General features: G+C 37.9%; 11 protein-coding genes. 7 read left to right on the top strand and 4 right to left on the bottom strand.

The features are described 5' to 3' along the window. Positions 1-24: 24 nt before the first annotated feature. From SJY45_RS18820 to SJY45_RS18810, 3 genes are read right to left on the bottom strand one after another with little or no spacing between them, the layout of a single operon-like run. Complete coding sequence (locus SJY45_RS18820; protein ID WP_289063117.1) at positions 25-978, bottom strand: MoxR family ATPase; 954 nt, start codon at positions 976-978, stop codon at positions 25-27. Positions 979-982: 4 nt separating this feature from the next. After that, positions 983-2,473 carry a peptidylprolyl isomerase gene (locus SJY45_RS18815; protein WP_215441816.1) on the bottom strand — a complete coding sequence of 497 codons (1,491 nt, stop codon included), beginning with the start codon at positions 2,471-2,473 and terminating at the stop codon, positions 983-985. Continuing rightward, positions 2,424-3,314 (bottom strand): peptidyl-prolyl cis-trans isomerase, encoded by an 891-nt coding sequence (locus SJY45_RS18810; protein WP_215441815.1) that lies wholly within the window; start codon positions 3,312-3,314, stop codon positions 2,424-2,426. The genes SJY45_RS18815 and SJY45_RS18810 overlap by 50 nt, the downstream gene beginning before the upstream one ends. A 265-nt stretch (positions 3,315-3,579) precedes the next feature. On the opposite strand from SJY45_RS18810, the gene SJY45_RS18805 reads away from it, so the two are divergent. The 7 genes from SJY45_RS18805 to SJY45_RS18775 all read left to right on the top strand — a co-directional run bounded on the left by SJY45_RS18805 (position 3,580) and on the right by SJY45_RS18775 (position 12,230). Then, the gene (locus SJY45_RS18805; protein WP_215441814.1) at positions 3,580-3,831 is read left to right on the top strand and encodes a hypothetical protein; all 252 of its coding nucleotides are present in this window, start codon (positions 3,580-3,582) and stop codon (positions 3,829-3,831) included. Positions 3,832-3,868: 37 nt separating this feature from the next. Next, complete coding sequence (locus SJY45_RS18800) at positions 3,869-5,011, top strand: serine hydrolase (RefSeq protein WP_400072710.1); 1,143 nt, start codon at positions 3,869-3,871, stop codon at positions 5,009-5,011. A 160-nt stretch (positions 5,012-5,171) separates the two neighbouring features. Further along, positions 5,172-7,535, top strand: a complete 2,364-nt coding sequence (locus tag SJY45_RS18795; RefSeq protein WP_400072708.1) for a DUF2339 domain-containing protein — start codon at positions 5,172-5,174, stop codon at positions 7,533-7,535. Further along, the gene (locus tag SJY45_RS18790) at positions 7,519-8,742 is read left to right on the top strand and encodes a DUF3999 family protein (protein ID WP_400072706.1); all 1,224 of its coding nucleotides are present in this window, start codon (positions 7,519-7,521) and stop codon (positions 8,740-8,742) included. The genes SJY45_RS18795 and SJY45_RS18790 overlap by 17 nt, the downstream gene beginning before the upstream one ends. 90 nt (positions 8,743-8,832) lie before the next feature. Beyond that, positions 8,833-9,564: a 23S rRNA pseudouridine(2604) synthase RluF gene (rluF, locus tag SJY45_RS18785; RefSeq protein ID WP_400072704.1), complete on the top strand. Its 732-nt coding sequence runs from the start codon at positions 8,833-8,835 to the stop codon at positions 9,562-9,564. A gap of 192 nt (positions 9,565-9,756) precedes the next feature. Then, complete coding sequence (locus SJY45_RS18780; RefSeq protein WP_252735695.1) at positions 9,757-11,088, top strand: carboxypeptidase-like regulatory domain-containing protein; 1,332 nt, start codon at positions 9,757-9,759, stop codon at positions 11,086-11,088. A gap of 89 nt (positions 11,089-11,177) precedes the next feature. Next, the gene (locus tag SJY45_RS18775) at positions 11,178-12,230 is read left to right on the top strand and encodes an LD-carboxypeptidase (protein WP_400072702.1); all 1,053 of its coding nucleotides are present in this window, start codon (positions 11,178-11,180) and stop codon (positions 12,228-12,230) included. 79 nt (positions 12,231-12,309) lie between these two features. On the opposite strand, the gene recQ is transcribed toward SJY45_RS18775, so the two are convergent. After that, on the bottom strand, positions 12,310-14,520 hold the full coding sequence (gene recQ / locus SJY45_RS18770) for a DNA helicase RecQ (RefSeq protein WP_215912711.1): 2,211 nt from the start codon (positions 14,518-14,520) through the stop codon (positions 12,310-12,312). Between the last annotated feature and the right edge of the window lie 49 nt (positions 14,521-14,569).

The raw sequence follows: 14,569 nt of genomic DNA, 5'->3' as shown, positions 1-14,569 counted from the left end.
TACAGCAGATATGTTAATTTTTAACTAGAGTAATTTACCAATAATGGTTTCTTCTGAAATACCCTCGGCCTCTGCTTTGTAGTTTTTAATAAGTCTATGTCTTAAAATACCGGTGGCAACAGCTTGGACATCTTCGGCATCCGGTGAAAACTTACCGTGAACAGCCGCATGAGCTTTTGCTGCTAAAACAAGATTCTGCGAAGCTCTTGGTCCTGCTCCCCAATCTATATATTGCTTAACATAATCACTTGCCGTATCCAAATTTGGACGGGTTGAATTCACCAATTTAACGGCATACTCCACCACATTGTCCGGAACGGGTATACGACGCACTAATTGCTGCACATCAATTATTTCCTGTGCGTTAAATAATGCCTTGATATTTACTGACCGGTCCGAAGTGGTACTTTTAACAACCTCTATTTCTTCCTCAACGGAAGGGTACTTTAACTCAATAGCGAACATGAAACGGTCTAACTGCGCTTCTGGAAGCGGGTATGTACCTTCCTGTTCAATAGGGTTTTGGGTGGCCAGCACAAAATAAGGAAGCTCCAATTTATGTTGCTGACCTGCAATGGTTACGGAACGTTCCTGCATGGCTTCCAGCAGGGCTGCTTGCGTCTTTGGAGGTGTTCTGTTAATCTCATCCGCCAAAATAATATTTGCGAAGATCGGCCCCTTTATAAACTTAAAGTTTCTGTTTTGGTCCAAGACCTCACTACCAAGAATATCACTTGGCATTAAATCAGGAGTAAATTGAATACGTTTAAAATCCAACCCCAATGTCTGGGCTATGGTATTCACCATTAACGTTTTTGCCAATCCGGGAACCCCGATCAACAAAGAGTGCCCACCGGTGTAAATACTCAAAAGAATTTGGTCTATTACCACATCTTGGCCTACAATGACCTTGGCAATTTCCTTTTTAAGCGCCTGGTGTTTTTCTACAAGATTGTTGATTGCCTGAACGTCTGACATTCATTTATTCCTTTACCCAGTTATTGGCAAAATCGCAGTCCCTGTTGTCTTCGTTTACGCTAATATAGGTATCCTCTATATGCTCGTCCATCCATTTTTTAATGGCTTTGTACTGCTTTTCGGTTTTTGCCAATTGTTGGATCTTAATGTAATCCTTAGAAAAATCGGCTACATGCTCATCATAACGGTTGGTAACCTTTAAGATTTTATATTTAGGACCGCCACCTCTTGGATCTTCCTCCAATAAAGGATATGAAATTTCATCATCCTTAAGGTTCCGTACTTGGTTGTACAATGTTGGATCCATTTTTGTTAACTCAAACCTAGAATCAAAATTGGTAGGGTTTCTTAAAAGGCCACCATCAAACTTTGTTTCTTTTTCATCCGAAAAATTAAGGGCTGCCTGAGCAAAGGTATATTTACCTTCCATAATATGCTTACGAATAGTATCTAACTCCTGCTTTACCTCATCCAAAGCGGTTTGAGATATTTTAGGTTGTATTAAGATATGACGTAAATCCAATTCTTGACCTCTAATTTTCTCAATATAAATAATATGATATCCAAATTGAGTCTCAAAAGGTTCAGAAACCTCACCCTCGGCCAAACTGAAAGCTACATCCTTAAATGTCTTATCAAACCCGGTATCCTTAGTTATACTATAAAAACCACCTTTTGACTTTGAACCTGGATCTTGTGAATATAAAATAGCCTTTACGCTAAAGCTTGCATCGTTATCCTCTACATCTGCCTTAATCTCGTTAAGTTTATCCAAGACATCCTGAACTTCCTTTTCTGTAGGTTTTGGAGATTTCACGATTTGTGCTATTTCCATTTCCGCACCAAAAACAGGACGTTCATCTTCCGGAATTTTATTAAAAAACTGACGAACCTCTTCTGGTGTAATTTCAATTTTCTCAACAATACTGGATTGCATCTTTTCGGAAAGCATTCTCAGTTTATTAATTTTATTGATATCCTCACGTAAACTGGCCTCATCTTCTTTTTTGTAGAACTTCAACAGTTTCTCCATAGAGCCTGTCTGTTGCACAAAAGACTGAATCTGACGATCAGTAGTAGCCGCAATCTCATCATCCGAAACCAAAAGACTATCCTGCACGGCCTGGTGGGCATATAAACGGTCTTCCATTAATTTACCTAAAAGTCCGCAACGGGTAACATCCGCAGTTGAAACTCCTTGGCTTTTTAAATCGATAAGGGTTTTTTCTATATCAGATTCTAGGATAACATAGTCCCCTACAACTGCAGAAATACCATCTAGCTTAATTTTTTTAAAGTTTGTAGGCTTAACCGAATCCATTTCCGCACTAGCCTCAGCATCCATAGCTGGTTCTGTAACTTCTTCTTGACTTTCGGTAACTTCTTCAGTTTCTTGAGCAACAGCACTTCCCGCAATCAAGAAGCAACCCAAAATGGCAATATACTTATTCACCTTGCTCGTAAACTTCAAATTCTTTTTCTTTAATAGCCTCATCTATAATTTCTGTTTCCAGTTTTCGTAAATAATCGAGTTTTCTTCTACTTAGCAAAACCTGCTTAATGGTAGGTTCAATAAAAGATAGTGGAGCGACGTCATTAACATCTAGAACATCGGTAACCTTTGCCAAATATACCCCGTTTGCATCCTCCAACTCAAAAAATTGTGATTTTTTTAGGTGTTTATCGGCATTTTCAAAGGTAAGTGGTGGTATTTCCTCAATAATTCTAGTGGCACTTACCCATATAGAATCGTTAAAGTTTAATTTCTTGAACTGTACCCCAATAGAATCCAAATAACTAATATCGTCCTTTTTAAAACGTTTTAGTTTACTTATCACATCGTCCTTATTCAAAAATTGAGTAGGTAACTCTACAAACCTAAGTTTCACAATTTTTTCCTTCAATTTAAAATTTTCCTTCTCCCGCTCATAGAATCCGTTCAATTGAGAAGCGCTTATTACAGTATCTCCATCTTGTTGCACCAATGCTTCTTTATACGCTCTGGTATACAAATCCGTACGGTAATCCGAAACCAGAACATCGTATGCCGCTAGTTTCTCTTCGGGAAGGTTAATTTTTGCCTTTTCCAGCAACAACTGTTTAGAAGCCCAATTGTTAATATAGTTGGTTACGAATGAAGCACTATCTTCCTTAGAAATACCTTTGGCCAACAATTTGGCCACATCTTCGCGATATAAATAGTTTTCACCAACACGTGCTAAATATCCAGGTTCATCTTTCGCCAAAAAAGAACCGCAGCCCACAAAAAGGGATAAAGTTGCCATAACGGCCCAGCAACGAACCAGATAGCACAATGGTGTTATTTTTAATCTCATGGGGCAAAAATAGCAATTCCGTTACGGTAGGCAATAGACCACTAGGCTCTTAACAGACTTTTTAATTTCAGTTGTAATCCTATACCTACACATTCCACTTTGTTTATATAAATTTACTTGAATGAAAGACTATTGTTAGTTGCAACCATATTACTTTTACCCTTTCGTAGCTTTAATTAGTTTAAAAAATTAGTCCCGAATTATAGTGAAAAACTTAAATTGAGGATTCCTGTTAATCATCCACAGTAGATAGAATACAAATTTTATGAGTAGAAAAATAAAATTGATATGGGATTTTAGAGGTCCAGCCGCACAAAAAACTGCAGAACATCACGTTATCCATCTAAAGGAGTTTATTGCCCTAGAAAAAACCAATCTTAATATTACCGGTTCCCAGGATTTTAACGAAATGCACAGTATAGCCTTTATGGTGGTAGATGAGACCGAAATGATATCCGTTAGGGATGCCCTTAAACCCCATAGAGGAGAAGTGTATGTTGAACCGGCCCAGAACTAGGTCGTAACACCAAGTATTATAAAATGTATTGAAGCTCATGTACAATAAGTTTGCCTTTATAACCCTAAGTCTCGTACTCCTTTTTTCCTGTGCATCCAAAAAGGAAGAAAAAGTAGGAGACCCGCTAATGGCAATACTAAACTCCGACTCTCCAAAAATACGGCGAGTAATGGACCACCTAAACGAGCATGAAGTTCAGATACGGTATACTCAAATCAATAGAAAAGGGAACCAAGTTTACTTTGATGATTTTGATTTTCAAGTAGATTCAAACAACTACTTCTACCCTGCCAGCACTGTAAAATTCCCAACGGCAGTAGTGGCCCTTGAGCAATTGAACCAAATGGATTCTCTTGATCTTGATACGCGGTTTTACGTTGAAGGCGATTCTGTGGAAACGACTTTTTCAGAAGCTATCTCACAAATATTCGCAGTAAGCGATAACGATGCAAATAACAGGTTGATTGAATTTTTAGGACAGGATTCCATCAATGCAATTCTTAAAAGAAAAGGTATTTCTCCTGTTCGTATATGGCAAAGACTGGGCAATGGAGAAGAAAATACCGCCACAAAACCATTAATTGTTTATGAGAACGACAGCACTACGTACATGCTGCCCTCCACCATTAACATCTTTCCCAAAGCTCTTGAACTTAATCATATAAAAAAGGGGACAGGTTTTTACGAAGACGATTCCCTTATGGTTGAACCATTTGATTTCAGCTTAAAGAATTATTACGCCATTGAAGCTCAAAGTTCTCTTTTAAAGCGAATCATTTTTCCCGAAAAATTTGACAAGAACGAGCGTTTTAATTTGAGCGACAAACAACACCACTTCTTAATGAGCGCTATGCGTACCGTGCCAAGAAATGCGGGTTACAACGCCACGGACTTCTATGATGGGTATTGTAAGTTTTTCATGTATGGAGATACCAAAGAAAACATTCCGGACCACATTGAAATCTACAACAAGGTGGGTTTTGCTTATGGCACTTTAACCGACTGCGCTTACATTAAGGATACTATTAACAATGTGGAATTTATGATTACCGCCACCGTATTGGTCAATTCAAATGGGGTCTTTAACGACAATACTTATGAATATGATGCTATTGGCATTCCGTTTCTAGCCGAGCTAGGTAGGCAACTTTATAGTTTTGAACTGAACAGAAAGCAGTAAATCGCTACCCGGTATCCAAGTAGTCGTTTCTCGGTTCTAAATTAGGACTCATATCCTCTTATATCTTAGCTTCCTATCAATAAATCATTTCATCTTCCGTTATATAGGTTAGTCCTGTGGCTTTATATTTTCTATTGGGACAACAAAAAGGAACCACAACATGTCCAATCACCAAGACCGAATTGACCAGTTAAACCAAAAACTTGAACTACTTCTAAGTAAACAAGAGGGTTTTGCCAAGGAACTGATGGCACTTTACCAAGAAATTGAAGACCTAAAAAAACTGCGTCCTGACCAACTGGCCAAAGAACAAGTAATTCCCGAACCCATTCAGGAAGCTAGCACGGTTCCAGAACCTACAAATACTGAACAACAAATAATTCAGGAAACGGCTGAACCCGTTATTCAACCTCCTATTGCCACTCCAGAGGTTCCAAAAAAAATAAAAAAGCCAAAAGGCAAATCCAATCTTGAGAAGTTTATAGGAGAAAACCTCATCAATAAAATTGGTATTGCTATAACCGTAATTGGTGTAGCCATTGGCGCTAAATATTCCATAGAAAATGAATTAATAAGTCCGCTTACCCGAATCATACTAGGCTATTTAGCAGGGTTAGGTCTTATAGGCTTTGGAATAAAGTTAAAGGCCAAATATGAAAATTATAGTGCCGTACTAGTAAGCGGCGCCTTGGCCATTCTTTATTTCATAACCTTTGCCGCTTACAGTTTTTATGGCTTGTTTCCGCAATTAATGGCGTTTGCTTTAATGCTTATTTTTACCATTTTCGGGGTTGTTGCGGCCCTAAATTATAACAAACAAGTTATTGCCCATATTGGACTCGTTGGCGCTTATGCCGTACCGTTTTTACTAAGTAACGATTCTGGAAGCGCCGCTACATTATTCGCCTATATGGCGTGCATTAATATAGGAATTCTGGTCATTTCCTTAAAAAAATATTGGAAGCTTCTTTTCTATTCCGCCTTTTCCTTTACCTATCTTATTTATAGCTCATGGATGATTTTCTCCTACACAACAGAAGATCATTTTTCAATGGCATTCATATATTTAACCGTTTTTTTCGTTATATTTTATGCTACGTTTTTAGCGTATAAAGTAATTAAAAAAGAAAAGTTCCTAAAGAGCGATATTGTATTGCTGCTCTTAAATTCATTTATTTTCTATGGTCTGGGATATAGTCTTTTATCCAACCACGAAACTGGCAAGGACCTCCTTGGAGTTTTTACATTAACGAATGCTATTGTACATTTTATAGTAAGTGCCATACTCTTCAAGAAAAAACTGGCAGACCGTAACCTCTTTCATCTAGTTGCGGGGCTTGTTCTTGTATTCATTACAATTGCCATACCCGTCCAATTAGACGGTAATTGGGTTACTTTGTTATGGACATTACAGGCCGCATTGTTATTCTATATTGGCCGGACCGAGAAGGTTTCGTTTTATGAGCACCTCTCCTACCCGCTTATGTTTTTGGCTCTTCTTAGTCTTACCGAAGATTGGGGCGCTGGCTATAGCAATTACTTTTCAAAAACGGATATAACCCCTATTTTCAATAGCTACTTTTTAACCTCAATGCTATTTCTTGTTGCTTTTGGTTTCATTAATTTGATAAATCAAAAACACAGATTTACACCAAATGAAAAACCTGCTTCCAAGCTACCATTGGTCATGTCATTTGTTATACCAATTATTTTACTGTTCGTTTCTTATATGTCCCTTTTTCTAGAAATAGAACAGTATTGGAACTCCATGTTTGCAGCATCGGAAGTAGAACTAAAACCAGATGATACGTATAGTTATAGTGAGTACAATTATGACTTAAACGACTTTAGTAGTATTTGGCTTTTTAATTACACTTTTTTATTCCTAAGCATCATTGCCTTTGCGAACATCAAAAAAATTAAAAATAGAATATTGGGCCTAAGCACTTTGATTACGGGTGTAGCCGCTAGTCTGTTTTTTCTAACTGCAGGATTGTACTTACTAAGTGAACTACGCGAAAGCTATATAGACCGTGCACTTTCCGAATATTACGAAATTGGCGTAATGAACATTGCCCTACGTTATATATCATTTGCATTTTTTGCGCTTTTATGGATTGCCCTCATAAAACTCTCTAAACGTACTTTTATGAATATCAATCTAAAAATACCCATTGAAATAATAACTCATATTTCAATCCTTTATATCCTTAGCAGCGAGCTGTTAAATTGGATGGACCTTGCCGGCTCCGACCAATCCTACAAATTAGCTTTAAGTATTCTCTGGGGCGTATATGCACTGTTCCTTATTGCACTTGGAATCAATAAGCAGCGAAAGTACCTGCGCATTGGCGCCATTTCTCTATTTGGCGTTACATTGGCCAAATTGTTTCTCTATGACATAGCATCACTTAATACTATCTCTAAGACCATTGTTTTTGTTTCGTTAGGTGTACTGTTGCTGATCATCTCATTTCTCTATAATAAATACAAAAATGTTATTTCGGATGAACCTGAAAAATAAAATTCTTTTTTTCTTTGGAGTGTGGTCTTGTACTATAGCTTTCGGGCAGCTTTCTACGTATGAATACCAACAAGAACTAAACGGTATTTCAGAAGAATGGCAAACAATTGCTTTACCCAATCACGTATTTCACAACACGAAAGATGACCTTTCCGATATTCGTATTTATGGTGTTACCGAGACGGACACCATAGAAGCTCCCTATATGCTAAAGGTTACTTCCGAAAAAAACAACAAAAAAGAAATCGCCTTTAAACCGCTTAATACGGCGTCTACCAAAAATGGGTATTACTTTACCTATGAAGTTCCTACTACGGAGGCTATCAATAAAATCGATTTAAAATTTAATGAAACCAATTTTAACTGGCATATTGTTCTAGAAGGAAGTCAAACCCAAAATGAGTGGTTTAAAATCTTGGATGATTATCGTATTTTATCCATCCAAAACAACCAGACCAGTTATACATACAGTACTTTAACTTTTCCCGAATCCAAGTACAAATATTATCGGCTATTGGTCAAAACTGATGAAAACCCCAAACTACAAAAGGCCATAATAAGTTTGGACGGTTCCGTAGATGCTTTATACAACACCTACCCTATTACCTTTATGAATATAGACCAAAAAGGTAAGGAGACCATCATAGATATAGATTTGAACCAAAGATTGCCCATTAGTTTTCTAAAACTAAAAGTAGCGGACAAAATAGATTACTACCGTTCTGTGAAGCTTCAATATATATCCGATAGTATTCAAACCGAGAAAGGCATAAAATATACTTACAGAAACTTGTTTAACGGAACTCTAGCATCTGTAGATACCACAGGTTTTAAATTTGCCAGTACGCTAGCGGAAAAGCTAAGAATCACCATTCAGAACAACGATAATGAAGCGTTGGAGATAGAATCCGCAATCGCAAAAGGGTATGCACATTCATTATTGGCCCGTTTTTCTACCGAGGCGGATTATTACTTGGTCTACGGCAAAAAAAAAGCTCATAGCCCCAAATATGATATTCAGCAGATAACACATTCCATTCCACCGCATGCACCTACTTTAAAATTGGGGGATATCCATAAAATCAAAAAAACCAAACAAGCTTCAAAAAGTCCTCTTTTTGAAAACAAACTATGGTTATGGTTAATTATGGGAACCATAATAGTGGTTTTAGGTTGGTTTACCTTACGGATGATGGCGAAGCGTTAAAAAGAACCCATATAAACTTCGCCTCAAAAAAAAACTTGTTAGCATACCATTTTAGAATCCTGTAAATTTGCATTTCTAAAAGAGAAAAGCGTGCAAGAACCCAAACAGACCCGAATTAACAAATACCTAAGTGAAGTTGGCTTTTGCTCGCGTCGTGCAGCAGATAAACTCATAGACCAAGGCAGGGTCACCATTAACGGAAAAGTACCGGAAATGGGCACAAAAATTACCGAAGGAGACGAGGTAAGAGTAGATGGTAAATTAATTTCGGAACCCCAGGAGAAACCCATTTATATAGCCTTTAACAAACCTATTGGTATTGTCTGCACTACAGATACGAGTGTTGAAAAGGATAATATAATTGACTACATTAAGTATCCTAAACGTATTTTTCCTATTGGCAGATTGGATAAACCTAGTGAAGGTCTTATCTTTTTGACCAACGATGGAGACATTGTAAACAAAATTCTTCGTGCCCGAAACCACCATGAAAAAGAATATCTGGTAACCGTAGACCGGGCCATTACTTCTGATTTTATAGAGCGAATGCAAAATGGCGTGCCCATTTTAGATACCGTAACACGAAAATGCAAGGTAGAGCAGATTGGCAAATATGAATTCAAGATTATACTTACCCAAGGTCTGAACAGACAAATTAGACGCATGTGCGAATATTTGGACTACAACGTTCAAAGGCTGAAACGAATACGTATCATGAACGTAAAATTAGATGTTCCAGTCGGCAAATGGAGAGACCTTACAGATACGGAATTGGAAGAAATAAACAGACTCGTATCCTCTTCGTCAAAAACGCACTTCTAGATTAGTTTCTCTCTTTTCAAGCGGTCCGTTCCATTGACATTTTTGTGTTATAAAGCTGAAACCTGTAATTTAAGTTACTCGCTGGAGACTAAACCAACACTATAATTTAAGTTGATTTTAGAACATGTATTTAACTAAAAATCATTAACTTAGAGAGAATAAAAAAAGAATACGCCCTCAAAATATAATGTCATGATACCAAAACAGAAAAAGAACACTCAAAAACTTGCAGTTGCGGTACTGTTAACCATGCTCCTGAGCATGGTAATCGGTCCCCACAAGGCTTCGGCTTTCTTTCAGGACAACACGGAGCAAGAAATAGAATATAACCTTTACAAAGGGGAAGTCATTGATTCCAAAACAAAAAAACCGTTGGTGTTTGCTTCGCTGGCCATAGAGGAATCCAATATTAGCACTATAACCAATACAGAAGGAGAATTCTCTTTAAAAATCCCCAAGGATGTTTCCAATGCAAATGTTATAGTTTCTTTCTTAGGTTACAGTACCAAGACCATACCTTTAACTCAGCTCAACAAAGAGAAGAATAGAATTATAATGAATACTTCGGTTACGGAACTACCCGAAGTTAATATTGCGGTTCCCAAAAATGCAGAAGAGCTGGTACGCGAAGTACTTAAAAAGAAAGGCGAAAATTATTTTGATGACCCTACGTTAATGACCGCTTTCTATAGGGAAACTATAAAAAAACGCAGAAAAAATGTCTCCCTTTCTGAGGCTGTGGTAAATATTTACAAAACACCCTACAACTCCTTTAAAAAAGATGGTGTAAAGCTATACAAGGCTAGAAAAAGTACGGACTACGACAAATTGGACACCGTGGCCCTTAAGCTACAAGGCGGCCCTTTTAATGCACTTTTTGTTGACATCATGAAATATCCTGAATATATTTTCTCTCAGGAAACACTAGACCATTATGTATTTAAATTTGACCATTCTACGCGGGTAAATGACAAACTAGTATATGTCATCAATTTTGAACAGAGTACACAGGTCATAGACCCTCTGTACAAGGGTAAACTTTATATTGATGCAGAGAACAAGATTCTTACTAGTGCCATATACAGTCTTAATATTACGGATAAAGATTTGGCGGCAAAGTTATTCGTTCGCAGAAAGCCGAGAAACGCACAGGTATGGCCCACAGATGTTGCCTATCGGGTAGATTATCGTGAAAAAAACGGGAAATGGTACTATAGCTACAGTAACGTTCTGTTAGAATTTAAAATCAATTGGGACAAACGCCTCTTTAATTCGGTTTATAGTATGACGTGTGAAATGGCCGTTACAGACTGGAAGAAAAATTTGGTTACCGAATTTCCCAAAGCCAAGGATAGAATTAAAACATCCATTATTTTAAGCGATGAGGCCATTGGTTTTGCGGATCCTGATTTTTGGGGCCAATACAATATCATAGAACCTGAAAAATCTATTGAGTCCGCCATAAAAAAAATACAACGGCAATTACGAAGAGCCAATGCAGATGGCGGTACCTCAACACCTTAAGAGCTAAGCAAAACTTTATTTATAAAATCGGCCAAATGGCCGATTTTTTTTATGATTCTGTTTAAATTCATACCATCAAACCCAAGCATATGGCCAATAGAAGACAATTTATAGGTACAGCAGTAAGTGCCTCAGCAGCGGCATTACTACCAAATTTAGGCAGAGCTAACCTCATTTCTTCTCAAGAACCTGTTTTAATAAAACCTAAAAGACTAAAAAAAGGAGATACCATCGGTTTAATAGCTCCTGGTTACGCCATTCATTCTTCAGTGCTGGAAGAAGCAAAAAAGACCTTAAGGTCTATGGGTTTCAAACCCTACCATACCAATCGTGTTTTAGGCAATTACGGCTATTTGAGCAATACAGATGAGGAGCGAGCAACGGACCTAAACGAAATGTTCTCCAACCCCAAAATTAATGGCATCTTGTGTGCAAGAGGTGGTTATGGCTGTACTCGTATCATGAAAATGATAGATTATGAAAATATCGTAAGGAACCCTAAAACCTTTATTGGTTTTAGTGATATTACCGCATTGCTTAACGGTATTCACCAAAAAACGGGACTAGTTACATTTCATGGGCCCGTGGGCTCCACGTTAAACGACCCGTACAGCATTCGTCAACTAGAAAACGTTGTCATGTTTCCTAAAGAAAAATTAGAAATAGAGAATATAAAACTTCTGAAACCTGAATTGACCACCAATCCGGAGTTTGAGCGTTATACTATTACAGAAGGCAGTGCCACAGGAAAAATTGTTGGCGGAAGCTTAACCCTTATTAACGCCTTAATTGGCACTGCAGATGAAATAGACTTTACAGATGCCATAGTCTGTATTGAAGATGTAGAAGAAGCTCCATATCGTATAGACCGAATGCTCACTCAGTTGATAGAAGGCAAGACGTTCAATAAAGCGGCAGGTATTCTATTTGGCGTTTGCGCCGGTTGCAACGAGTCTACCAATCCAATTTCATTTTCCTTAAAAGAAGTCATCATGGACCGAATCAAACCACTAGGGATTCCGGCGATGTACGGCATGAGTTTTGGTCACGTAGAAAACAACTTTACATTTCCAATTGGAACCAAAGCTGCTATGAATGCTACAACAATGAAATTTCAACTTTTGGAAAAGGCCGTTTTGTAATTCCACAAAAAATAAGGCAGACAAGAAATACCATGTAGCTTTCTAGTCTGCCTTGTTCTTATAAAGCTTATGTATATAGTTAATTAGCTACTTCACTAATAAATTTTAACCGGTATAAGCGTAGCTCTTCGTCTTCGTAGTCACCATCAAATTCTTTCATAGCTTCTTCCAAGTCATCGGTTTCGGCCTCCAAGAAGTAATCGTGAATTTCTTCTTGTTGGTCTTCGTCCAACACCTCATCGATCCAATAATCAAGATTCAATTTTGTTCCGCTAAAGACAATCTGTTCCATCTCTTTAATAAGTTGAGGAATCTCAATTCCCTTTGCCGATGCAATATCACTTAATGGAAGTTTTCGGTCTACATTCTGGATAATGTACAACTTAAGAGCAGAATTTGCTCCAGTACTTTTTACCACCAAATCGTCTGGTCGTATGATTTCGTTTTCCTCAACATAACTAGCAATGAACGAAACAAACGGTTTTCCGTACTTTTTAGCTTTCCCTTCTCCTACACCGTAAATGGTGGTAAGTTCTTCTAGGGAAATAGGATATTTCATGGCCATATCCTCTAAGGATGGATCCTGAAACACCACAAATGGAGGAACACCAAGCTTATCTGCCTGGCTTTTACGCAAATCCTTTAACTGCTTTAGCAATTTTTCATCTGAAACACCTGCTTTTGCCGCACTCACAATAGCGTCGTTCCCTTCTTGCGTATACGTATGGTCTACGGTCATCATAAAGGACTCAGGAGACTTTAAATACGCTTTTCCTTTCTCGGTTACATGTAAAATTCCGTATTGTTCAATTTCCTTTTTAAGGAGACCGGCAACTAAGGTCTGGCGTATAAGTGCCATCCAGTACTCTTTATCTTTATCGGAACCAATACCAAACTCTTCCTTTTCATCGGTCTTGTGCGATGTTATCAAAGCGTTCACCTTTCCTAAAAGGGTTCGTACGATTTCTTTGGATTTAAACTTTTCATGGGTAGCCTTTACCACCTTAATAAGTTTAACAACATCTTCTTTGGCCTCTTGTTTTTCTTTTGGGTTTCTGGTATTATCATCCATATCGGCCCCATCCCCATTAATTTCATCAAATTCTTCCCCAAAATAATGGAGCATGAATTTTCTGCGCGACATAGAGGTTTCTGCATATGCCACAACTTCTTGCAAAAGAGCGTTACCAATTTCCTGTTCTGCAACAGGCTTATTGGACATGAATTTTTCAAGTTTCTCTATATCCTTGTATGAGTAAAAAGCCAGACAATGCCCCTCACCGTCATCTCTACCTGCCCTACCCGTTTCCTGATAGTAACTTTCAATACTTTTAGGTATGTCATGGTGAATTACAAAACGTACATCTGGTTTATCTATACCCATTCCAAAAGCAATGGTGGCAACTACAACATCTACATCCTCCATCAAGAACATATCTTGATATTTTGATCGGGTCTTTGCGTCAAAACCGGCATGATAAGGAACCGCACTAACCCCATTTACCTGAAGCACCTGTGCTAACTCCTCTACCCGCTTTCTACTCAAGCAATAGATAATGCCTGATTTTCCTGTATTTTTCTTTACAAAACGGATAATATCCGAATCTACATTGGCGGTTTTTGGCCGTACCTCGTAGAAAAGGTTAGGCCTATTGAACGAAGCTTTAAACGTAGTGGCGTCCGTTATACCAAGATTCTTAATAATATCTTCTTGAACTTTTGGAGTAGCTGTTGCCGTAAGCGCTATTATTGGAATACCGTCATCCAATCTATTGACTATAGTCCTTAAATTTCTGTATTCCGGTCTAAAATCATGGCCCCATTCAGAAATACAATGCGCCTCATCTACCGCAACAAATGATAAGTTTACAGATTGAAGAAATTCTATATATTCCTCTTTTGTTAAAGATTCCGGAGCAACATAAAGTAGTTTCGTTACACCGTTCGTAATATCCTGTTTTACCTGCCGTACCTCCGTTTTTGTCAAAGAGGAATTGAGTACATGGGCTATACCATGTTCCGAAGATATACCTCTAATAGCGTCTACCTGATTTTTCATTAAAGCGATCAAAGGAGAAACCACAATAGCCGTTCCTTCCTTCATTAAAGCCGGAAGTTGAAAACATAGTGACTTACCGCCACCTGTAGGCATAATCGCAAACGTGTTGTTGCCTTCCAAAAGACTGGTTACAACACCTTCCTGTAGACCTTTAAACTCAGAAAAACCGAAATATTTTTTTAACGAGGCATGCAATTCAGTTTTTTTCAAAACATTATTATCTTTTGCCATATCTCGTAAAAAACTTTAGGTAATTGTATCTTAATTGCTGAAATATCAT

The organism is Zobellia russellii (genome assembly GCF_044597075.1).
Taxonomy (GTDB): Bacteria; Bacteroidota; Bacteroidia; order Flavobacteriales; family Flavobacteriaceae; genus Zobellia; species Zobellia russellii.
This window is presented reverse-complemented; position numbering and strand designations above follow the sequence as displayed.